At 33.4% G+C, this 22,703-nt stretch carries 16 protein-coding genes; 5 read left to right on the forward strand and 11 right to left on the reverse strand.

What is annotated here, in order from left to right; genetic code table 11:
• Positions 1-3,279, reverse strand: a 3,279-nt coding sequence (locus ACFS5J_RS12445) for a beta strand repeat-containing protein (protein WP_379812548.1), incomplete at its 3' end; no start/stop codon positions are given.
• An 8-nt stretch (positions 3,280-3,287) separates the two neighbouring features.
• Entirely contained in the window at positions 3,288-3,704 is a 417-nt protein-coding gene (locus ACFS5J_RS12450; protein WP_379812549.1) for a hypothetical protein, read from the reverse strand.
• Between the two features lie 306 nt (positions 3,705-4,010).
• On the opposite strand from ACFS5J_RS12450, the gene folE reads away from it, so the two are divergent.
• From folE to lgt, 4 genes are all read left to right on the forward strand, one after another.
• Positions 4,011-4,682: a GTP cyclohydrolase I FolE gene (folE, locus tag ACFS5J_RS12455; protein WP_379812551.1), complete on the forward strand. Its 672-nt coding sequence runs from the start codon at positions 4,011-4,013 to the stop codon at positions 4,680-4,682.
• Between the two features lie 107 nt (positions 4,683-4,789).
• Positions 4,790-6,271, forward strand: a complete 1,482-nt coding sequence (cysS, locus tag ACFS5J_RS12460) for a cysteine--tRNA ligase (RefSeq protein WP_379812552.1) — start codon at positions 4,790-4,792, stop codon at positions 6,269-6,271.
• A gap of 10 nt (positions 6,272-6,281) precedes the next feature.
• Positions 6,282-6,503: a membrane protein insertion efficiency factor YidD gene (yidD, locus tag ACFS5J_RS12465; protein WP_379812672.1), complete on the forward strand. Its 222-nt coding sequence runs from the start codon at positions 6,282-6,284 to the stop codon at positions 6,501-6,503.
• An 84-nt stretch (positions 6,504-6,587) separates the two neighbouring features.
• Positions 6,588-7,511: a prolipoprotein diacylglyceryl transferase gene (lgt, locus tag ACFS5J_RS12470; protein ID WP_379812553.1), complete on the forward strand. Its 924-nt coding sequence runs from the start codon at positions 6,588-6,590 to the stop codon at positions 7,509-7,511.
• Between the two features lie 32 nt (positions 7,512-7,543).
• On the opposite strand, the gene ACFS5J_RS12475 is transcribed toward lgt, so the two are convergent.
• The 8 genes from ACFS5J_RS12475 to ACFS5J_RS12510 form a co-directional block, all read right to left on the reverse strand.
• Positions 7,544-8,002, reverse strand: coding sequence for a hypothetical protein (locus ACFS5J_RS12475; protein WP_379812554.1), 459 nt, complete (start codon positions 8,000-8,002; stop codon positions 7,544-7,546).
• 74 nt (positions 8,003-8,076) lie between these two features.
• Complete coding sequence (gene secDF / locus ACFS5J_RS12480) at positions 8,077-11,004, reverse strand: protein translocase subunit SecDF (RefSeq protein WP_379812555.1); 2,928 nt, start codon at positions 11,002-11,004, stop codon at positions 8,077-8,079.
• A gap of 188 nt (positions 11,005-11,192) precedes the next feature.
• Complete coding sequence (gene mdh, locus ACFS5J_RS12485; protein WP_379812556.1) at positions 11,193-12,125, reverse strand: malate dehydrogenase; 933 nt, start codon at positions 12,123-12,125, stop codon at positions 11,193-11,195.
• Between the two features lie 40 nt (positions 12,126-12,165).
• Positions 12,166-13,173 (reverse strand): DUF6588 family protein, encoded by a 1,008-nt coding sequence (locus ACFS5J_RS12490; RefSeq protein WP_379812557.1) that lies wholly within the window; start codon positions 13,171-13,173, stop codon positions 12,166-12,168.
• Positions 13,154-15,094, reverse strand: coding sequence for a DNA topoisomerase (ATP-hydrolyzing) subunit B (gene gyrB / locus ACFS5J_RS12495; RefSeq protein ID WP_379812558.1), 1,941 nt, complete (start codon positions 15,092-15,094; stop codon positions 13,154-13,156). The genes ACFS5J_RS12490 and gyrB overlap by 20 nt, the downstream gene beginning before the upstream one ends.
• Positions 15,095-15,349: 255 nt before the next feature.
• On the reverse strand, positions 15,350-15,799 hold the full coding sequence (locus ACFS5J_RS12500; protein WP_379812559.1) for a hypothetical protein: 450 nt from the start codon (positions 15,797-15,799) through the stop codon (positions 15,350-15,352).
• 65 nt (positions 15,800-15,864) lie between these two features.
• Positions 15,865-17,625 (reverse strand): TonB-dependent receptor, encoded by a 1,761-nt coding sequence (locus ACFS5J_RS12505; protein ID WP_379812560.1) that lies wholly within the window; start codon positions 17,623-17,625, stop codon positions 15,865-15,867.
• Between the two features lie 25 nt (positions 17,626-17,650).
• A complete protein-coding gene (locus tag ACFS5J_RS12510) occupies positions 17,651-20,665 on the reverse strand; it encodes a tetratricopeptide repeat protein (protein ID WP_379812561.1) in 3,015 nt (1,004 codons plus the stop codon).
• Between the two features lie 186 nt (positions 20,666-20,851).
• On the opposite strand from ACFS5J_RS12510, the gene ACFS5J_RS12515 reads away from it, so the two are divergent.
• Positions 20,852-21,535 (forward strand): cell division ATP-binding protein FtsE, encoded by a 684-nt coding sequence (locus tag ACFS5J_RS12515; protein ID WP_379812562.1) that lies wholly within the window; start codon positions 20,852-20,854, stop codon positions 21,533-21,535.
• On the opposite strand, the gene ACFS5J_RS12520 is transcribed toward ACFS5J_RS12515, so the two are convergent.
• Positions 21,532-22,680, reverse strand: coding sequence for a hypothetical protein (locus ACFS5J_RS12520; protein ID WP_379812564.1), 1,149 nt, complete (start codon positions 22,678-22,680; stop codon positions 21,532-21,534). The two genes, ACFS5J_RS12515 and ACFS5J_RS12520, sit on opposite strands and share 4 nt — an antisense overlap.
• Positions 22,681-22,703 lie beyond the last annotated feature (23 nt).

A 22,703-nucleotide genomic window follows, 5' to 3' on the forward strand; every position in this document is an offset into this window, starting at 1 on the left:
GCCTGTTCCTAAAACTGTGTATGTAATGGTAGCTGTACCAGCTGAAACTCCTGTAATAACTCCCGTAGTTGTATCTACTGTTGCAATTGTTGCATCTCCTGAACTAAATGTTCCTCCTGCATCACCATTACTTGTATATGTTGTAGTACCAGCAATACAAATTGCTTGATTTCCACTCAATACTCCTGCATTTGGTGGTGTAGTAACGGTTACATCTAATGTCGTGAAAGTATCAGCACATCCCCCTGTTCCTAAAACGGTATACGTAATTGTTGCTGTACCGGCTGAAACTCCTGTAATAACTCCCGTAGTTGTATCAACTGTTGCAACTGCTGTATTATTAGAACTAAATGTTCCACCTGCATCACCATCACTCATAAATGTCGTAGTACCTGCAATACAGATTGCTTGATTTCCACTTAACACACCTGCATTTGGTGGTGTAGTAACGGTTACATCTAATGTAGTGAAAGTATCTGCACATCCGCCTGTTCCTAAAACTGTGTATGTAATGGTAGCCGTACCGGCTGAAACTCCTGTAATAACTCCCGTAGTTGTATCAACTGTTGCAACTGCTGTATTATTAGAACTAAATGTTCCACCTGCATCACCATCACTCATAAATGTCGTAGTACCTGCAATACAGATTGCTTGGTTTCCACTTAACACACCTGCATTTGGTGGTGTAGTAACGGTTACATCTAATGTAGTGAAAGCATCAGCACATCCTCCTGTTCCTAAAACGGTGTATGTAATGGTAGCTGTACCGGCTGAAACACCTGTAATAACTCCCGTAGTTGTATCTACTGTTGCAATTGTTGCATCTCCTGAACTAAATGTTCCCCCAGCATTACCATTACTTGTATATGTTGTAGTACCAGCAATACAAATTGCTTGATTTCCACTCAATACTCCTGCATTTGGTGGTGTAGTAACGGTTACATCTAATGTAGTGAAAGTATCTGCACATCCGCCTGTTCCTAAAACGGTGTATGTAATGGTTGCTGTACCGGCTGAAACTCCTGTAATAACTCCCGTAGTTGTATCTACTGTTGCTATTGAAGTATCAGCTGAAGTAAAACTTCCACCTGTATCACCATCACTCACAAATGTTGTAGTGCCTGCAATACAAATTGCTTGGTTTCCACTCAATACTCCTGCATTTGGTGGCGTAGTAACGGTTACATCTAATGTAGTGAAAGTATCTGCACATCCTCCTGTTCCTAAAACGGTGTATGTAATGGTAGCTGTACCGGCTGAAACTCCTGTAATAATTCCTGAAGCATCAACTGTTGCGATTGTTGTATCGCCTGAACTAAATGTTCCTCCTGTGTCTCCATCACTCACAAATGTTGTAGTACCTGCAACACAGATTGCTTGGTTTCCTGTTAAAGCTCCTGCATTTGGTGGTGTAGTAACGGTTACATCTAATGTAGATACAACATCCAAACACCCACCCGTTCCAGTAACTGTATAATTAATTGCAGTAATTCCTGCTGAAACTCCTGTAATTACACCTGTAGAAGCATCAACAGTTGCAATAGACGGATCTACTGAACTCCATGTTCCTCCTGCATCTCCATCACTTACAAATGTTGTAGTACCTCCAATACAAATCGCTTGAATACCACTTACCATTCCTGCATTTGGTGGTGTAGTAACGGTAACATCAATTGTTGAAGAATCCGCAGGACAACTTCCTACAGCTGCTAGATAATATGTAATAGTTGCTGTTCCAGCAGAAACTCCTGTAACAATTCCTGTTGCTGTATCAACTGTTGCAATAGCTGTATTACTTGAACTCCAAGTTCCTCCAGCATCACCATCACTCACAAACGTGGTTGTACCTGCAACACAAATTGCTTGATTTCCGGCTATTGTTCCCGCATTAGATAAAGCCCTAACATCTATTGTTCCTTGTTGAGATACATCAGCTGTACATCCTGAAGTTGTAACTGTATAATTAAACACCCCTGATTCAGTAGGAGTACCACTAATTGTTAAGGTAAAATCTGTAGGATTAAAAACGCTTGTTAAACCTAAAGGCAACCCTGTAACAGTCGCTCCTGTAGCTTCTCCTCCTGCTGTATATACAATATCTACGATAGCATCAGTCAAACAAATAATTTGATTGTCTGTACCAACAGCAGAAGTTAAATCTAACTCACATAATGGTGGACAATCCTCTGTTAAACTTATAAAATCAAAATTACCACAAACACCTGCAAGCACCTCAATTCCAATCATAGTATTTCCAGACCATACAAAATTTGTTGGATCTGTAATTGGGTTTCCTATCTCATCTACATAGTTAAAAACAAAGGTATTTGGATCGTTTGGAGCTACAATTCCCGCCTCTAATTGTGTTAAATCGAACGGATTTGTAGTTGTTCCACAATAAAGAACATTTCCAGGACTATTAAAAGGCACTGAACCATTAAAAGTTACCTCTATTTCATCAGTTGCAACGTCTGAACATCCAGGACGAATAACTTCAACTGAATAAGTTCCAGATGCTGTAACATTTAAGGTGTTAGTTGTTGTAGTTGCAAAAGGTGTAGTACCTCCATTAAAATACCAAGTATAGGTAGGAGTACCAGCAGTTGTAGGGGCTTGATTAAACTCAGCTACTAAATCAACATTGGTAACATTCCCACAAAAGAAACGATCTGGACCTAAATCGACACCACAAACAACATCACATGAGATTTGACCTGATGAAGGAGTAACTCCTGTTTGATTGATTGTAAATGTTCCTGCTTGTCCACTAAAATTTGTCACCAAAAGTAAATAGGTTTCTCCTTCTTGAGCATTAGGTATATGGATTGTTTCATTAAATGTAGAAGAATAACTTGCATCAACAAGATTACACGGTCCTGTATAAGTAGTTCCTGGAAAACCAGACAAACTGTTACAAATTGCAGATAAATTATTATTTGGAAATGGTCCCCATAACGCAAAGTCAACATCGATACCGTTACCTGAGTTGTTAAATTGTTGTAAATTCAATTCAATAGGACCAGACTGACCAATTGTTAAGGTAAACCATGCGGGTCTTGGAGTAGAACCAAGTGAACCATTATTACCATGGCTATTACTTCCTCCACATCCTGTAATATTACCATATCCTGTTTGATTTCCTCCAACAGTACCTGTATTAGTATTAAGATATGGACCACCTTGTCCTGAACACATTGCTGAAGCTGTTGCACAATCGGGTGATTGTGAAAATACAAAAACAGAAAACAGCAATGAAAATACTAGTAAAATTTTTTTCATCTTCAATTTTAGTTTATGTATGAAAAGTACTTCCAATCTGAAATCTCCTCACAATTTGAAACAATTCTAACTCTATATTTAAAACACTTCGCCATCATTTCGATGTGCTTTAATGTAATACTATTTTTTGTTTTAAAATTTTTATCTGAACTAGAAATCAAAATAGATTCTTTGAATTCTCTAGCAGTCTCACCATTGAAGCAGTCTAAAATAGGAACTACTTCTATCTGAACATTAGCTTTAGTCATATTAAGTTTTGAAAAATCCCAAGAAAGTACTGCATACTTATCTACAATTGAAACTTCCTTACCAGATTCTACAAGTTTAATAGTATAATCAAACTTACAATTTAAACTTTTACTCTGAGAAAAGCCAAACAGGGAAATCCCTAAAAAAAAGAGGGTTAAAAAATATTTTTTCTTCATAATTTATTTTAGTTTAAAACAAATTTAACTATATTTTAATACCTTCATTTTGTTTTTGTTTTTTTTAACATTTTAACTCAATTATGTTTAAAAAAAACACTTTACAGCTCTTAAATAACATCGATATACGTTAATCGATTAAAATTATAACAAAATATAATACTTAAATTGTAAAATTTATGAATCAAAATACATAAATGCACTTAATTAAAGTCTATACTTATTGCAAAAACATTATCATCTTTTAAACTTTATTAATTATCTTTGCGCATCAAAAAATTGCTATAATAAATTTTATTGTTACTAATGACAAATAACGAGGAATTACAAGACGAACTAGGTAACAACCATATTGCTACTAGTGCTGAAACACCTTTAAGACCAGATGCTTTTGAACTTTCTGACGAAGCAAAGATAGAATCCATAAAAAAAGACGTTGAAAGTATTTTAACAACTTTAGGTATGGACCTAACGGATGACAGCTTAAAAGGAACTCCAAATAGAGTTGCAAAAATGTTTGTTAAAGAGATTTTTGGTGGGTTAAATCCTGCAAAAAAACCAGGTTCTTCTACTTTCGACAACAAATACAAATACAATGAAATGTTAGTTGAAAAGAATATTGTAGTTTATTCAACTTGTGAACACCATTTACTACCTATTGTAGGACGCGCTCATGTTGCTTACATTTCAAACGGAACCGTTGTTGGTCTTTCTAAAATGAACCGCATTGTAGATTACTATGCAAAACGTCCTCAAGTACAAGAACGTTTGAATATTCAAATTGTTCAAGAACTTCAAAGAGTATTAGGAACTGAAGACGTTGCTTGTGTGATTGATGCTAAACATTTATGTGTTAATTCGAGAGGAATTAAAGATATCGAAAGCAGTACAGTAACAGCTGAATTTGGAGGAAAATTCAAAGAAGAAAAAACCAGAAGGGAATTTCTCGATTACATTAAATTAGACACTACGTTTTAATTATATAAATGATGAATTTAACTTTTAAATTCATCATTTTAATTTATATTTGATTCTACTTATTAAACTACTTTCACATCAACAGTAGACTACAAAAAATAATAACAATGCAATTATATCAAAACCAAAACTTAAAAATATACAACTCATTAACTGGAGAAAAAGACATTTTCAAACCGATACACGAAGGCCGTGTGGGCATGTATGTGTGTGGACCTACCGTATACAGCAATGTGCACTTGGGTAATGTTCGTACTTTTATGAGTTTTGATGTGATATATCGCTATTTGTTACATTTGGGTTATAAAGTACGCTATGTACGTAACATTACTGATGTAGGTCATATTGTTGACGATGTGGATGATGGTGAGGACAAAATTGCACGCATTGCACGCATTGAAAAAGTAGAACCAATGGAAATTGTTCAACGTTATACTGTTGATTTCCATGAAATATTGCAAGAGTTCAATTTACTACCTCCAAGTATTGAGCCTACAGCAACTGGTCATATGATTGAACAAATTGAGATTATCAAAGAAATTCTCAATAAAGGTTATGCTTACGAAGCCAATGGGTCGGTATATTTCAATGTTGTGAAATTCAACAATGATTTCAAATATGGAAAATTAAGTGGCCGCAATCTGGAGGATATGATTGCAAATACAAGAACTCTTGATGGACAAAGTGATAAATTAAACCCTCAAGATTTTGCACTTTGGAAAAAAGCTGAACCACAACACATCATGAGATGGCCGTCTCCATGGAGCGATGGATTCCCAGGTTGGCATTTAGAATGTACTGCTATGAGTACAAAATACTTAGGCGAAACCTTTGATATTCACGGAGGAGGAATGGATTTGAAATTTCCGCATCACGAATGTGAAATTGCTCAAGCAGAAGCTTGCAATGGTCATAGCCCTGTTAATTATTGGATGCATGCCAACATGCTTACCTTAAATGGTAAAAAAATGTCAAAATCTACAGGAAATAATATTTTACCTCGAGAAATTTTTACTGGCGAGAATCCGACATTAAGCAAAGGGTTCAGTTCTGGTGTTGCGCGTTTTTTCATGATGCAAGCACATTATCGTAGTATTTTAGACTTTTCAAACGATGCGATTCTAGCTGCCGAAAAAGGATATCAACGCTTTATGGAAGGATTAGATTTAATTGAAAAAATTCCTTCAAATAACACTTCATCAATAGATATCTTAACTTGGAGACAAAGTTGTTACGATGCCATGAATGATGACTTCAACACTCCTATATTGGTAGCACAACTTTTCGAAGGTATTCGATATATCAACTTAGTTAATGACGGTAAGGAAACGCTTACTACTGAAGATATCAACATATTAAAAACAACTTTAACCACTTTTGTTTTTGACGTATTGGGAATTAAAAATGAAAAACAATCATCTAATAACTCAGATAAATTAGAAGGCGTTGTTCATATGTTAATTGATATGCGAAACGAAGCTAGAGCTAATAAAAATTGGTCTTTATCCGATGAAATCAGAGACAAGTTATTAGCATTAGGCATTCAATTAAAAGATGGTAAAGAAGGAACTGGTTTTACAATAAATTAACTTGAAAAGAATAACCAAAATACTTGCCTTACCCTTTATAGTACTGGTCAGATTTTATCAAGTTGCAATATCACCCTATACACCAGCGGCATGTAGGTTTGAGCCTACATGCTCCCACTATACACTTGAAGCCTTAAAAAAGCATGGCTTTTTCAAAGGTGGTTGGTTAGCAATCAAACGTATAGGTAGCTGTCATCCTTGGGGTAAAAGTGGCTACGATCCTGTGCCGTAAAATTCAACAAAACATTTCTTTTTATTTAACACATAAACGGTTAATAATTTTTATTTTTAACCCTTAATCTACAAAACAACAATTATGCAATATGCTCTTAATATGGTTTGGAACCCATCCGAAGGAATTGATTTAGGATTTTTTATGATACGGTATTACAGCTTAATGTTTGTAATAGCGTTTGGACTTGGGTGGTATGTAATGAAAGCTATTTACCAAAGAGAAGGAATATCATTAGAAAAACTAGACAATTTATTTGTTTATACTGTATTAGCAACTTTAATAGGAGCACGTTTAGGGCATGTCTTTTTTTACGATTGGGATTATTTTAAAGATCACAAATTAGAAATCTTATTACCTATTCGAGAAAGCGCTACAGGATGGGAATTTACTGGATTTGCTGGTCTTGCGAGTCATGGTGCAGCTATTGCAATAATTTTAGTAATGTATTTTTATAGCCAGAAAGTAGTTCAAAAACCAATATTATGGATTTTGGACCGCATAGTATTACCAGTTGCAAGCGGCGCAATATTTGTCCGTTTGGGTAACTTTTTCAATTCTGAAATTGTAGGTAACGAAACTACGTCTGCTTTTGGAATAAAGTTCATCCGTGATAAATTCAATGCAAGAGAAGCTATTGAAAAAACTGGTATAAACAACGTAAACGAAGCTTATGAAGCAATTGCCAAAAACCCACAATTTAGTGATGTTTTAGCTGCTGTTACTCCAAAGCACCCAGCACAATTATACGAAGCAGTTGGTTATGTTTTTGTATTTATTATTTTATACTATTTATATTGGAAAACAGATGTCCGTAACAAAAAAGGGTATTTATTCGGTATCTTTTTAATTTTACTTTGGACTGTGCGTTTCATCGTAGAATTTGTAAAGGAAAGTCAAGGTGGTTTTGAATCTGCATTAGGCCTTTTATCAACAGGACAATGGCTAAGCATACCTTTTATACTAGCAGGCTTTTATTTCGTATTTAAAGCCAAGAAAACAAACTAAAAAAAGGCTTCTCAATATGAGAAGCCTTTTTTTTAATTCGACTTTCTAACATTAAGACCAATTCCAAGCACATTTGGCAAATAAACCAGCTTAGATGCTTGTTTTATTTCAATAGCATAAACACCTTTTTCCAAAGAAGCCTTAGACTTTAAAACGTGATATACATCACAGATATCACCAGTACAATCCCCTAAATCTTTACCATCTTTACCTTTTATCAGCACATCTACTTTAAGCCTTTCAATAGTACCACTAGGAGCTTTAATCACAACTTCTAAAGGCACATTGTCTAAGTTATAATCGTAAATGTGACCAAATTGAACCTCCAAATCATATAATTGAACATCATCTTCAATCGTAACCTCAAATAAACGTATATCATCATTAAACCATCTATTTTCACTAAAATCCTTTTGAAATTTAGTATAAACATAGTTTACATTATTACATGATGATAAAAACAAAACAGAAAACATTAGTAGGTATTTCATAATAAATATATTTCCTACAAGATAAAAAAAAAGTCCTAATTTTCATTAGGACTTTTTTTTATAGACAAATGGTCTTATTCTTCTTTTTTATTCATAGCCATTCTTTCAGCTTCTTTTTCACTCATAGTATCTGTCATTACAGGAGTAGCAACGAATAATGATGAATAAGTACCTACTAAAATACCAACTAGTATCGCAAATACGAAACCTCTAATAGTTTCTCCACCAAACATAAAGATAGCAATCAATACTACTAATGTTGTTGCAGAAGTATTAATAGTTCTACTTAATGTAGAGTTCAGCGCTTTGTTTACTAAACCTTTGAAATCTGGAGATGAATTATAGTCTAAATATTCTCTCACACGGTCAAACACAATTACCGTATCGTTCAATGAATAACCAATTACTGTCAAAATTGCAGCAATAAATGCTTGGTCAATTTCCATGTTGAATGGTAAAATTGAATGCCCTACAGAGAAAATTCCTAAAACAATGATTACGTCATGCGCAACTGCAGCAACAGCTCCAAGACCAAACTGCCATTTTCTGAACGAAATCATTAAGTAAGCAAATACTACTAGTAAAGATCCTAATACCGCCCAAATAGAGTTTGTTTTAATGTCTTTAGAAATTGTACCCGAAACTTTAGAAGCTTGCATCACCCCGTATTGTTTACCTTCATATGATGTTACAAATTTCTCATAAGATAAATCAGCTGGAAGGTATTTTTTCAATCCTTCATATAATTTTTCATTTACTTCTTTATCAATTCCTTCACCTTCTTCGTCAACTTTGTATTTTGTAGTAATCTTTAACTGATTATCATTACCAAAAACTTTTGCCTCAGCACTTCCAAAAACAGCAACTAAGTCAGCAGTAACTTCCGGAGCAGAAACCGCTTTATCAAAACGAACTTGATACGTTCTTCCTCCTACGAAATCTACACCTTGGTTTAATTTTAAAGTGAATAAAGAAATTAAACTCAATACAATCAACACACCTGAAATAGCGTAAGCCATTTTACGTTTCGCTAAGAAATCAAAGTTTAAGTTTTTAAACCAGTTTTTAGTAATTGATGTTGAGAATGTAATGTTTTCATTTCTTGACAAACTCCAATCTAAGAAGATTCTTGTAATGAAGATTGCAGTAAATAAAGATGTTAAAATACCTATTAATAAAGTTGTAGCAAAACCTTTAATTGGACCTGTACCAAATACTAATAATATAATAGCTGTTAAAGCAGTAGTGATATTAGCATCAACAATAGATGACATCGCACCTTTCCAAGTATATGAATAATTAACTGCTTCTTCAACTGTTTTACCTGAATCCAATTCTTCTTTTGCTCGTTCGTAAATAATTACGTTAGCATCAACCGCCATACCGATTGTTAATACAATACCCGCAATACCAGGTAATGTCAATACCGCACCAAAACTTGCTAATGCACCGAAGATAAATAAAATGTTCACCAATAACGCTAAGTTTGCGTAGAAACCAGCTTTACCATAGTAAACTACCATCCATAATAATACTAATGAGAAACCAATGATGAAAGAAATCATACCACTGTTTACAGCTTCAGCTCCTAAAGATGGACCTACAACATCAGATTGAATAATCTCAGCAGCAGCAGGTAATTTACCCGCACGTAATACGTTTGCTAAGTCTTTTGTTTCATTGATTGTGAAACTTCCAGAAATTTCAGATTGACCTCCTGAAATAGCTCCTCTACTTACACCAGGAGCAGAGTAAACAATATTATCTAAAACAATAGCAATAGCATTACCTTGTTGTGATACAGTACCTGTTAATTTTTCCCACTCTCTTGCACCTGCACCGTTCATTTGCATAGAAACGGCTGGTTTACCCATTTGGTCAAAAGTATCTCTTGCATCAACAATAACACCACCACTAATTGGTGCTTTTGAATCTCTTGTTCCCTTTAAAGCGTATAATTCTACAACTTCAGGAGCTTTATCGTTGATTTTACCCCAACAAAACTTAACATTTGAAAGTTGAGCTGGCAAAAGTGAACGAATATCTTTTCTTCTTAAATAACCGCCTACTTTAGAAGTATCTTTTGTTAAGAACATTCCAATATATGGAGCACCTTGTTGACCTGGAGCAACCATAGACTCAAATAAAGGATTAACCTCTACTTTTGTAGAATCTGCTTTATCTGTTAATAAAGAATCAATACCTGTAGCTACTTCTTCTTTTACTTCTTCAGTAGTTGCAACTTCTGTTTTCTTTAGAGCTTCGTTAGCAGCCATTAAGAAATTACCAATTTCTTCTACTTTATAAGTTTCCCAAAACTCAAGTTTTGCAGTTCCTTGTAATAATTTTTTAATACGATCTACGTCTTTAGCCCCTGGTAATTCAACTAAAATTCTACCAGAGTTTCCTAACATTTGTATATTAGGTTGTGTAACACCGAACTGGTCGATACGCTTTCTTAATACTTCAAAAGCACTCTCTACAGATTCTAGAACTTTTTGTTTGATAATTGGTTCAACTTGAGCATTAGTCATGTTAAACTTAATTACTTCATCCAAGTTTCTGTTACCAAAAATATCAGCATCCGCTAATTTGATGTTAGCTTTATTAGCCTCCACCATAAAAGCATCAAAATAATCTTGATTTCCTTGTTGATTTGCTTTAGCATCAGCCAAAGCTTTATTGAAAGCAGGATTGTTAGACTCATTTGCTAACCCTTTCAAAATGTCTTTTACTGAAATTTGAAGAATAACGTTAATTCCCCCTTCTAAGTCAAGACCTTTATTTAATTGATTATCTCTTACTTCATTGTATGTTTTTCCTAAAAAAACCTCTTGTTGACCTATTGAATCAAGATACGTTATTTCTTTAGAAAAATCTCCATTTGCATACGCTTTTGCGTCTTTCTCAATACTATTTGCAACAAACGTAAACGAAAGTTGATAAATACATACCAGAGCAAATAGAATCGCGAAAAATTTAATTAGTCCTTTATTCTGCATTACTATTAAAAATTAATTATTCTTTTTATAAAACGGACAAATATATAATTTACAATATGATTAACCAATTTTATTTGCCAATAAAATGGGATTTTTTTAATCTTTTTTTAAGAAAATCCTATCGTTAAATGTTATAAAAAAAACTGCCAAATAAATTTGGCAGTTTTCTATAGTTTTACTGTTATATTTTACAATACTACTGTTAACGCTTCATTCATATTGCGAACAGCGTCTGCACTTTTAGCAAACAATGCTTTTTCAGCATCATTTAGTTGAACATCTATAATTTGCTCTACTCCATCCTTACCAATAATACAAGGGACACCGATACAAATATCATTTTGACCATATTCACCCTCAAGCATTACAGAACACGGTACCATGCGTTTTTGGTCATTTAAAATTGAATCCACCAAATAGGCCACAGAAGCCCCTGGTGCATACCACGCAGAAGTACCTAACAAACCTGTTAAAGTGGCTCCACCTACCATAGTTGACGACGCTACTTTATCCATTTCTTCTTGCGATAAGAAATTTGAAACTGGAGACCCATTATAAGAAGCCAAACGCGTTAATGGAATCATCGTTGTATCACCATGACCACCAATCACCATTCCTTGAACATCTGTTCCTGGTTTTTGTAAAGCTTGTGACAAGAAATATTTAAAACGAGAACTATCAAGAGCTCCACCCATACCAATCACTCTATTTTTTGGTAAACCTGTTGCTTTTAAGGTTAAGTAAGTCATCGTATCCATAGGATTCGACACTACAATTATAACAGCATTAGGAGAATGTGCTAATATATTTTCTGCTACTGATTTTACAATACCAGCATTAATACCAATTAATTCTTCACGAGTCATTCCTGGTTTTCTTGGCACTCCTGAAGTAATAACAACGACATCACTTCCTGCTGTTTTTGAGTAATCATTTGAACTACCCGATACTTTTGTATTAAAACCTGTAGTAGTAGCACATTGCATGATATCCATAGCTTTACCTTCCGCAAAACCCTCTTTAATATCCAACAATACTACTTCGCTCGCAATACCTCTGTACGCAATAACATCTGCACAAGTTGCACCTACGTTACCCGCACCAACAATAGTTACTTTCATTATTCTTTTACGTTTTAAGTTAGTTAATTTTTATGATTGTTTAATTAATAGCGTAATTCAATCCCACATTGATATTTGTAAATTTACCAAATGAAAACGAGCTTTTAACAAAAAAATCATTAAAAAAATAGTTAAATCCAACTTCACCCATAAAATTCGTCTTTGTATCTGACAAAGAAGTCAATTGTTCATTGATTAGATTTTTAAATAAATTTTCATCTCTTCCTGAACCATCTGCCCTATACTTAAAGTCACTTGTATTAATTATAGCACTTAACATAATTTCAAACTTTTTAATTTCTTTGGAAACAGAAGCTTGAAAATGATAAGTATCCACAAAGCCTGTTAGCTGGTCTAAACCAAAATCAATATTAGCTGCACTAACATTTAAAAAATCAAAACTAATTTCTTCGTTAGAATACATAGCCATAGCTGAAAAATAAATCTTATTTTCCTCAATACTTTTAAAATACTGACTAAAGTTATGTTTTAATCCAAAACCATAAACTTGATATTCCCCTTTCTTTAATTTTGTACGGGTAGAATAGCGTCCAACGAACTCAAAGCCTAATGGCAAACCTAAGCTTGCTTGCAAATATGGATATGCAATTCTTTTTTGATTAACTCCTTCTGGTGTTTTAAAGCGAACTTCATTACCCATAAATTCTCCTACCAAATAATATTGTGTATCATTCCCTATTGCAGTAGGAACTGTTACAGCTGATTCATTTTCTATATGAAAGAATTGAAAATCATTATTATCAACATCAAAAGACTGATCGCGATTCGGTACAAAAAAAACATTAGCATGCAATCCAATATCTACTTGCCATTTCTTTTTCTTTTTAGCAGAATTCATCCATGAAGATGAAGCTTGATAAACTGCTGCGTCAGTTGCAGGAGTTATATACTGTTCTGAATAGAAAAGGGCATCTGACAACAGATACCCTAATTCTGAATTATTTGTTGTTTGTGCTTTACCCGTAAAAACACAAACCACAAATACTACTATAGATTTTACAATACTACTACGCATCAATTTTTGCATAAGCAGCATTCTTTTCAATAAACTCTCTACGAGGAGGAACTTCATCTCCCATTAACATTGAGAAAATTCTATCCGCTTCTGATAAACTATCAATTGTAACTTGACGTAACGTTCTAAAATCTGGATTAAGCGTAGTGTCCCATAATTGTTCTGCGTTCATCTCTCCAAGACCTTTATAACGCTGAATATTAACTCCACCACCCATTTCCATAGCTATTCGATCACGTTGGTTATCGTTCCAGGCATATTGCTTCTTATTACCCTTTTTAACCAAATACAATGGTGGTGCTGCAATATACACGTGACCACCTTCAATAAGCTCCTTCATAAATCTGAAGAAGAAGGTTAAAATAAGTGTTGAAATGTGAGAACCATCGACATCGGCATCACACATGATAACCACTTTATGATAACGTAATTTTGTTAAGTTTAAAGCTTTACTGTCTTCTTCAGTTCCGATTGTAACACCAAGTGCCGTAAAAATATTTCGAATCTCTTCGTTTTCAAAAACTTTATGTTGCATTGCTTTCTCCACATTCAAAATCTTACCACGTAATGGTAAAATAGCTTGAAAGTTTCGATCACGACCTTGTTTTGCAGTACCACCCGCCGAATCTCCCTCGACAAGGAATATTTCGCATTTTGCTGGATCTTGCTCAGAACAATCTGACAACTTACCTGGCAATCCTCCACCACCCATTACGGTTTTACGCTGCACCATTTCACGTGCTTTTTTAGCAGCATGACGTGCTTGAGCAGCTAAGATTACTTTTTGAACGATAATTTTAGCATCGTTAGGATTTTCTTCTAAATAGTTTTCTAGCATTTCAGCAACTGCTTGTGAAACTGGCGAAACTACTTCTCTATTTCCTAACTTTGTTTTCGTTTGTCCTTCAAACTGTGGTTCTGAAACTTTAACAGAAATAATTGCTGTTAAACCCTCACGGAAATCATCACCTGAAATCTCAAATTTTAATTTATCTAATAAACCTGAAGAGTCAGCATATTTTTTCAACGTACGCGTTAACCCCATACGGAAACCTTGTAAATGCGTTCCTCCTTCATGTGTATTAATATTATTTACATATGAAAATATGTTCTCCGAATAACTCTCATTGTAGATTAAAGCTACCTCAACAGGAACTTCTCCTTTTTCATTTTCCATCGAAATCACATGTCCAATAATTGGCACACGGTTTCCATCTAAAAACTTAACGAATTCTTTTAATCCTTCTTTAGAATGAAAAACTTCTCCAGCAAACTCTCCTTTATCATCTTTATTCCTTCTATCTGTCAATGAAATTGTAATTCCTTTATTCAAGAACGACAACTCACGCATACGAGCAGCTAAAGTATCATACGAATATTCTAGTGTTTGTGTAAAAATTGTACCATCTGGTTTAAAAGTAACTTGCGTTCCTCTTTTATCTGTAGTACCAATTTGTTTTACAGGGTACATCGCTTTACCACGCTCATATTCTTGCTCCCAAATTTTACCATCACGATGAACAGTAGCTTTCAAATGATCTGATAACGCATTAACACACGAAACCCCCACTCCATGAAGACCACCAGAAACCTTGTACGAATCTTTATCAAACTTACCTCCAGCTCCAATTTTGGTCATTACTACCTCAAGAGCAGAAACACCTTCCTTTTTGTGAATATCAACAGGAATACCACGTCCGTTATCTTCAACGGTTATAGAATTATCTTCATTAATAACTACTGAAATAGTATCACAATGGCCCGCTAAAGCCTCATCAATAGAGTTATCTACCACTTCATATACTAGGTGATGCAAACCTCTAACACCAGTATCACCAATATACATCGAGGGACGCATTCTTACGTGCTCCATTCCTTCTAACGCTTGAATACTATCCGCCGAATAATTATTCTTCTTAACTTCTTCGCTCATATATTTTGTGCTTAAAAACTCGTTTTTGTTAACAGACAAATATAACCATTATCAAAAAATATCCTCCCACTTTCTTTTTAAATATTAGGGAAGTTATTAACAAATGTTGAATATTTTAATTTTAAAGCCGTTTTAAAGCCTTAAAATTAAAAAAGCATAACTGAGTATGGTCGGAGTTCAAAAAACAACTCCTATACAATTAATTACAGTTTACCTTCTAAAAGAAAAACAGAAATTTTATAAATAACAAAAGTTTTAGATAATACTTTGAATAACAAAAGAACTTGCGTTCACACCAAAGGTTTGCCCTACAGATTTTCCCAACATTTCTTTCCCTAAAGGAGAATGCGAAGACAGTGCGATAATTTGATGACCGTCAACAACTATTTTTGGTAAAGCACAACTAACAAAAAAGTACATCCCCTCCACTTCTACCAAACTTCCCAAAACAACTTTTGATACATTTTGTTCATTTGCAATACCCTCTAAAATTGCTTTATGTTCTAAAACTTCTTTTAGCTTTTGGTTCAATTTTTCTTGCTCCAGATGCATCATAGAAAGCGCTGTTTCATGTTTATCTCCTGCTGAACCTTTGGCATCATTCTGCGCATCTTCAGCTAAATCTGTAATCATATTTCGTAACGTTGAAATACGCTTCGATATAAAATCTTGATAATTGATGTGAACTTTTTCTTTTAATGTCATTTGTCAAAAATAAAAAAACCCACAAGAATTACTACTTGCGGGTTGTACTTAAATTTTGTTCTTATTTAAAAATCAAATTTATAATTTGCTCCTATAACCACTTGAATACCTTGTACAGGATAGTTTGTCCAACGGTTGTATTGTTGATTCGCTAAATTATTTCCTCTTAAAAAGGCTGTAAGTCTATCATTATATTTATATCCTACATGCGCATTTAAATCGAAATAACTATCTAAGCTAACCACCTCTTGTGAAAATTCAGGAGGAAAAACAGCAACAAGGCTTTGCTTACTTACCATATCTTTACGTTCTCCTACAAAGAAAATTTTTGAACCGGCATACCATTTTTCTGTAATATCCACGTCTACACTTGCTCCAATTTTCATTGTTGGTAAATTCCAAGCTTCGTTGTAAACATCAGTTGAATAAGCACTAAAAGTCCCATTTAAACCAGCTGTGAAACTTTTAGAAAAATCGGCTTTTAATTCACCAAAAAATGAAAAAGTACTCACATCATCATAAACTACTTGAAAAGAGTTTGCATTAGCATAACCTTCAGTATTGGTGTTTTCAAACACATAAGCATTACTCATAAACATCGCTTTACTTACTTCATTTTTATAGGAACCTCTTACATTAAACGCTACAGCATTTGCCAATTTCCCTTTTAAACCAACATAAATATCAAATTTATTATCAGTAGGCACAACATATAATGTAGGCGACACAAATGGATTTTGATCCACAAAATCAGCATATGAGTTTTGATTCAATCCACCTTCTGCACCAGCATAACCAATTAATAAATCACCTACTAATTTATATGATGCTTTTATGTTTGGGTAAATTAAAATTTTACCATCTGTCTCATTATTTAATTTTGTTGACGCATAAAAAAGACCAACTCCTACTTGAATTGACAAATCATCTTCTTGATACAGAATGCTAGGTTTTACTCCCAAAGCGAAAGTACTATAATCAATACCTGCAGCATCACTTTCATACATTTTATCAAAATTACCTCCTACATAATCCAATACAAAATCGGCATTCACTTTTTGATCCATTACGTTAAAATCAAAATTTGGCTGAATCCAAAAACGATTTTCTCCTGAACCTAATGCATCTGAAAAGCGCTTAAATTGCATTGAAGCTTCATTGAAAAAACTTTTCTCCATGCTCATTTTTCCACCCAACATAATTGTTGTATAAGATTGCTTTTCATCTATATTTCCAATTGTTTCTTCAGAAAAAACGATATTTTCTATTGGCAAACCGTACCAATTACTAATTTGATTTTTTATTCCCAAATCAGCACTCCAACTCATATCCCGAGTTCTACTTCCGTAGGTAACATCAAAATCAGTAGTCGCGTATTTATCATCTAAAACAACTCCACTAATACCTCCTTGTGAAGACAAGTGACGCAACATACCGCCAATATAACTATTTCTACCGAAATTTTCAGTTACAAAAAGTTCTGCATTAATAGTTGGATAATTACCAAAACCAAAAGTCGCATAATTACGGTACAACTTCTCTCTTTCTGCTTTATCTACAGCAGCTGCTTTCCCTTTTGCTGGTGTAAAAGTTGACGCTACTGGAAATGAAAAGATATTGTATTGAATTTCTTCTTTTTGAGTATTCGATTCATCTTCTATAACCGGAGTTTCCTTTACTTTAAACGCATCAGAAATTGTTGGCGTATAAGGTTTAACAATGTTTACTACTTCTGAACCGATATTCTCATCTTTAACCTGAGAAAAGGAAATCTGACTTACCATTAAAGTAATACCGGCTGTTATATATATATTTAATCTATTCATAATAAATACTATAGGATATAAAAAATTATTCTGTTACTGATGAGTTTGTTTTAGCAGCTTCGGCTTTAATTTTTTCCAATTCTGCTTTTGCTTCTTCCACTACATCTGGATAATCTGTAAAATTTTTAATTACACTTTCTAAAATATAAGTCGCTTGGAAACTATCTTTTAATCCATAAAAGTTCTTAGCCATTATAACTAAACCTTTGGCTCCATAATATTTATAACCTGAATAATCTTTTGCTATCTTTTGAATAACGGTATTTGATGCTTCAAATTTCGATTCTTTATTTTTGAAGTAAGCATCATAATACAATGCTTCAGCTGCCAACTCCCCTTTTGCAATTTTCAACAAGTCTGCATACGCTTGTTTTGCTTTAACTTCATTATTCGTTTTAATCGCTGAACGCGCTACAATAATTTGCGCATCACTTTTAATTCTATCGTCAATTTTATCATTAGCTAATACCTTATCCGCATACACTACTGCACTCGTGTAATTTTCCTTTTCGTAATACACTTTCATCAAATTCGATTGTGCATACGTTTTATTTTGAGGAAAATCAGCTTCATTCTCCAAACGTAATAAAACTGCAATCGCTTTATCATTTTGTTTTGCTTTCAAATGTACTTGACACAAACGCGCTAATGCTTGCTCGGTAAACTCATTTCTAGGTTGTGCAACCACATATTCGTAATGTTTAACCGAATTACTTTCTAAACCGTCAGCAAAATACAATTGTGCTAAATAGAAATTTGCTTTTAATGCATTCAATCCATTTGGGAATTTCACTAAATAATTTGTAAATCCTGAAATAGCTTGTTTTGAATTATTCATCAAATATTGCTTCTCAGCCGACTCATAAGACGTATTATCCAAATCAGCATCTGAAACTTCAACAAAACTTAAAGTTTTCACCCAAGCCGAATATTCATCAACACGTCCATTATCAACATAAATCAAACGTGCTGTTGCTACTGCTTGAATTGATTCTGGCGAATTCGGGAACTCTGCTACAACCTTTTTAAACTTCACCAAAGCTGGTTCGCTCTTGTTATTATTATAGTAAATCAAACCTTGTTTCAAAATTGATTTTGCTACATATGAACTCGATTTATAATTGGCAATCAATTTATCATATGTTGCAATTGCTTTCGATTCGTTGTTCTCATTTACATAGGTATTTCCTAATTCATAAAGCGCATCATCTGCGTATTGAGAAGACGGATACGTTTTTACGAACTTTTCTAAATCTTCAATTTTTCTATCATTTTTACCCACAAATCCGTAGCTAATTCCTTTTTGAAAAGCAGCATAATCTGCATTCACACTTTTCATATCAATAGCTTTATTGTAAGCATCCATTGCAGGCCAATATTTTGCCGAAATGAAATTACAATCTCCTAAACGTAAATAAGCGTCGGTTTTGCGTACATTATCGTTTTTAACTTGACCAATAAATTCCGTAAAATGTTTTATGGCATTATCATAATCTTTTAATTTGAAATATGAATACGCTAAATTGTAATTCACATTTTTGAACTCTGGAGTTGCAGCAGCTTGATCATAATTAACAAACTGTTTAAAACTCAACATGGCCTCGGTGTATTGATCTAAATTGTATTCCGTTTCCGCTTTCCAAAAAGTTGCACGAGCCGTGTAGATCAAATCTTTATTTTCTGCAATTGATTTTTTAAACAAATCAAAAGCCCCACTATAATTCCCATCGGTATACAACTCTAAACCTCTGTAAAATGCCACTTTTTGATAAGCTAATCGATTTTCGGCAGTCTTATTTTTCTCTAATAGCGATAGCGCTTCTGTATAGTTCTTCGAAGTAATGTATGAGTTTATCAACAGATTGTTGATTTCCTGCTTGTACGATGAATTTGGATACTTTGCCAAATAACCATTTAAAACTTCTGGAACCGATTGATACGGATTACCCAATTCATAACTCAGTTTTGCATAGTTTAAATACGCATCTTCTTGAATTTTTGGCTCAAATTCCATTTCTGAAGCTGTTTTGAAAGCATTTAAAGATTGTTGCTTTTTATCGGTTTTCAAATAACTTTCTGCCAAATGATAATACGCATTATGCGCTACATGATCGTTACCATCAATAATTTTATTGAATTGCGCAATGGCATTTTCATAATCCTTTTGTTGGTAATAAACATAGCCTAATTGATAATAATCCGTGTTGTTCCATTTTCCTTTTTTACCCTTATAAGCTTTTAAATAAGGTAAGGCTTTATCGTATTGTTTTAGATTAAAATAGCTTTCACCAATAATTTTTGACAATTCACTTTTTTCAACTGCATTCGATTTTGGCAATTGTGCTTCACCTAATTCAATGGCTTTTTGAAAATTTCCAAGCTTAAAATTCATATCTGCTTGAAAATACCCCATTTTCTCTTTGTACTTCTCTTGATCTGAAACTTGGTCAAAATATTGACTTGCTCCTTTGTAATCATCAGAATCATACGAAATATAGCCTAAATAATATTTCGCTTGACTACCGTATACTGGTGAGTTAATTACTTTATTAAAGTATTTTTGAGCTTCTTTGTTATTCTTGGTAGCAAAAAAAGCATACCCTTTTTGAAAATTATACCTTTCTCTATCTGTATTTGACATAGAGGAAGTATCAGCCTTATTGAACCACTCTAATGCTTTTGGATAATTCCCTTCATCAAAATAATAATGGGCTACTTCAATAAAAGCTTGGTTTTGTTTAGTACTTGTTGGGAATTCTTCTACAAATCGTTCAATCAATGCATCTGCTCCATACTGATTCAATCGAATAGCACAATTGGCAATATAATAAGCACAATCAGATTTAACTTCTAAATTATTCTGAGAGGCTTTTACTTTTTCAAAAAGAATTTGAGCAGATTGGTATTGTTTTTCTTTATACAAGCTTACGGCATTATCAAACTCTTTTAAATCGTGAGTATAAATTGACGATTGTTGGGCTTGTAATAAAATAGGGCTGGATGTTAATAAAAATAACGAAAGTCGGAATGTTTTTATCATTTCTCGTATAATTTGGTGCTTCAAAGATAAGATTAGTTCAACACAATAACGAAGCACTGTGCCATATTATTGCAACAACTTTTGAACAAGTTTTATGCCAAAACAATAAATTTTACCGAAAGTAGTTATAAATTTTGTTAGCCAAATTTTAGTTATTACTTTTACACCATAATCCATATTTTTATTATGTCAATCACTATCCTTTCTTTACAAAATGTAAATGTTTATCAAGACAAAAATCCTGTTCTTACAAATGTTAACCTTGATGTAAAAAGAGGGGAATTTATTTACTTAATTGGAAAAACTGGTGCAGGAAAAAGTAGTTTTTTAAAAACACTATATGCTGACTTGCCATTGACTGATGGACAAGGTACTATAGTAGACTATCAGTTAAACGGATTAAAGGAAAAAGACATCCCTTATTTAAGAAGAAAATTAGGAGTGGTTTTCCAAGACTTCAAGTTACTTCCAGACCGAAATGTAAAAGAAAATCTTTTATTCGTACTAAGTGCTACTGGGTGGACAGTGAAGGAAGACATGAATAACAAAATTGATGAAGTATTGGATAAAGTAGGCATGAAAAATTACCTTAATAAAATGCCACATCAATTGTCTGGTGGAGAACAACAACGTATTGCAATTGCCAGAGCGCTTTTAAATGATCCAGAGCTTATTTTAGCAGACGAACCTACAGGTAATCTAGACCCTCAAACAAGTGTTGAAGTAATGGAACTTTTACGTAAAATCAACTCAAATGGCAAAACAATCGTAATGGCTACTCACGATTATGCTTTATTACTTAAATATCCTTCTAAAACATTAAAATTTGATGAAGGAAAAGTATTTGAAGTTATTCAAAGGACGGTTTAATCAATAACCTCTACTAGCTTTTTTGCATTTTGAAAATCGTTTAATTTTTCAATAAGAACTTTTTTTCGTCTAATCAGTTCTTTTTGTGCATACGGCATTTCCATTAATCTATTTATAGTTTCAACTAATTCACTGCTAGAAGCAACAATGTGGCACAATCCTATTACTTCTTGACTATCTGTAATATTTTGATTGATTACATTATGTCTTGATTGAAACAAAGTATTAATCAGTTTAAGTTTTGTACCTGATTTTTGAAATGACCACGATATACAAATATGCGCATTTGTAAATAATTCTTTCAATTGTTCGTTTGTTTGTAACTCAATAAACTGTATGTTTTGAAGGTGCTCTATTTTTTTAGTTATAATTTCTTTACCTGAACTTGAAGCAATGACAAGCTTACGATTTTTTATTTTCTTAAAAATTTCAATAACAAAAAAAGCTGATTTTAAATTATCTGAAGTTTTTAGATCACCATGAAAAAGGGTAAATTCACCAAATTCAGATAAACATTCATCTACAGAAGAATTACCGTGAAAAACAGGAACTAAAACTGAATTTCCAAAAATAGTATTCACATGATAATCATCCGCATTTGAAAGTGTGAGTACGGATTTAAAACCGCCTAAAACTGTGTTTTCATATTTTTTATAACGATTGGATTCTATCCAAAACAAAAATTTCTTAACCAAATTTGTTTCACTTAGTGCCAATCCTTTATAATAATTGTGCTCAATATTATGATATCTCAAATATTTACTTTTTGCTTTTAACCGAACATCATTATAAAGACAAGTCGTTTTTAGTCCTTCAAATAAAATTGGCGCATCAATTTTAACTAAATTATCAACTAATTCTTTTTGAGCTCTTGAAATAACTGAAATAGGCAAACTACTGAATAAATGATACCATTTAACCTCCGTCTTATAAAAGTTTACCGAAGCAGTAATTAACTGTAATTCAATACATTCCTTCGGAACTTCTTTAACAAAACAATGCAAATGAATGTCAAAACCAATTTCATATAGCGCTTTGATTTTGTAATAAACATCAATCACGCCACCGTAATTGGGTGGATAAGGGTTATCAAAAGCCACTATATTAAGTATCTTGTCTTGCATAAGTATCCAAAAATAGTACATTTGCTTGTATAATTTAAGACTAA

The sequence above is a fragment of the Flavobacterium chuncheonense genome (assembly GCF_042686145.1).
GTDB classification, from domain to species: Bacteria; Bacteroidota; Bacteroidia; order Flavobacteriales; family Flavobacteriaceae; genus Flavobacterium; species Flavobacterium chuncheonense.

Excerpts from the sequence above, each read along its gene's own strand:
- ACFS5J_RS12450 (WP_379812549.1), bottom strand. The coding sequence starts at position 3,704 with ATGAAGAAAAAATATTTTTTAACCCTCTTTTTTTTAGGGATTTCCCTG.
- folE (WP_379812551.1), top strand. The coding sequence starts at position 4,011 with ATGACAAATAACGAGGAATTACAAGACGAACTAGGTAACAACCATATT.
- cysS (WP_379812552.1), top strand. The coding sequence starts at position 4,790 with ATGCAATTATATCAAAACCAAAACTTAAAAATATACAACTCATTAACT.
- lgt (WP_379812553.1), top strand. The coding sequence starts at position 6,588 with ATGCAATATGCTCTTAATATGGTTTGGAACCCATCCGAAGGAATTGAT.
- ACFS5J_RS12475 (WP_379812554.1), bottom strand. The coding sequence starts at position 8,002 with ATGAAATACCTACTAATGTTTTCTGTTTTGTTTTTATCATCATGTAAT.
- secDF (WP_379812555.1), bottom strand. The coding sequence starts at position 11,004 with ATGCAGAATAAAGGACTAATTAAATTTTTCGCGATTCTATTTGCTCTG.
- mdh (WP_379812556.1), bottom strand. The coding sequence starts at position 12,125 with ATGAAAGTAACTATTGTTGGTGCGGGTAACGTAGGTGCAACTTGTGCA.
- ACFS5J_RS12490 (WP_379812557.1), bottom strand. The coding sequence starts at position 13,173 with ATGCAAAAATTGATGCGTAGTAGTATTGTAAAATCTATAGTAGTATTT.
- gyrB (WP_379812558.1), bottom strand. The coding sequence starts at position 15,094 with ATGAGCGAAGAAGTTAAGAAGAATAATTATTCGGCGGATAGTATTCAA.
- ACFS5J_RS12500 (WP_379812559.1), bottom strand. The coding sequence starts at position 15,799 with ATGACATTAAAAGAAAAAGTTCACATCAATTATCAAGATTTTATATCG.
- ACFS5J_RS12505 (WP_379812560.1), bottom strand. The coding sequence starts at position 17,625 with ATGAATAGATTAAATATATATATAACAGCCGGTATTACTTTAATGGTA.
- ACFS5J_RS12510 (WP_379812561.1), bottom strand. The coding sequence starts at position 20,665 with ATGATAAAAACATTCCGACTTTCGTTATTTTTATTAACATCCAGCCCT.
- ACFS5J_RS12515 (WP_379812562.1), top strand. The coding sequence starts at position 20,852 with ATGTCAATCACTATCCTTTCTTTACAAAATGTAAATGTTTATCAAGAC.
- ACFS5J_RS12520 (WP_379812564.1), bottom strand. The coding sequence starts at position 22,680 with ATGTACTATTTTTGGATACTTATGCAAGACAAGATACTTAATATAGTG.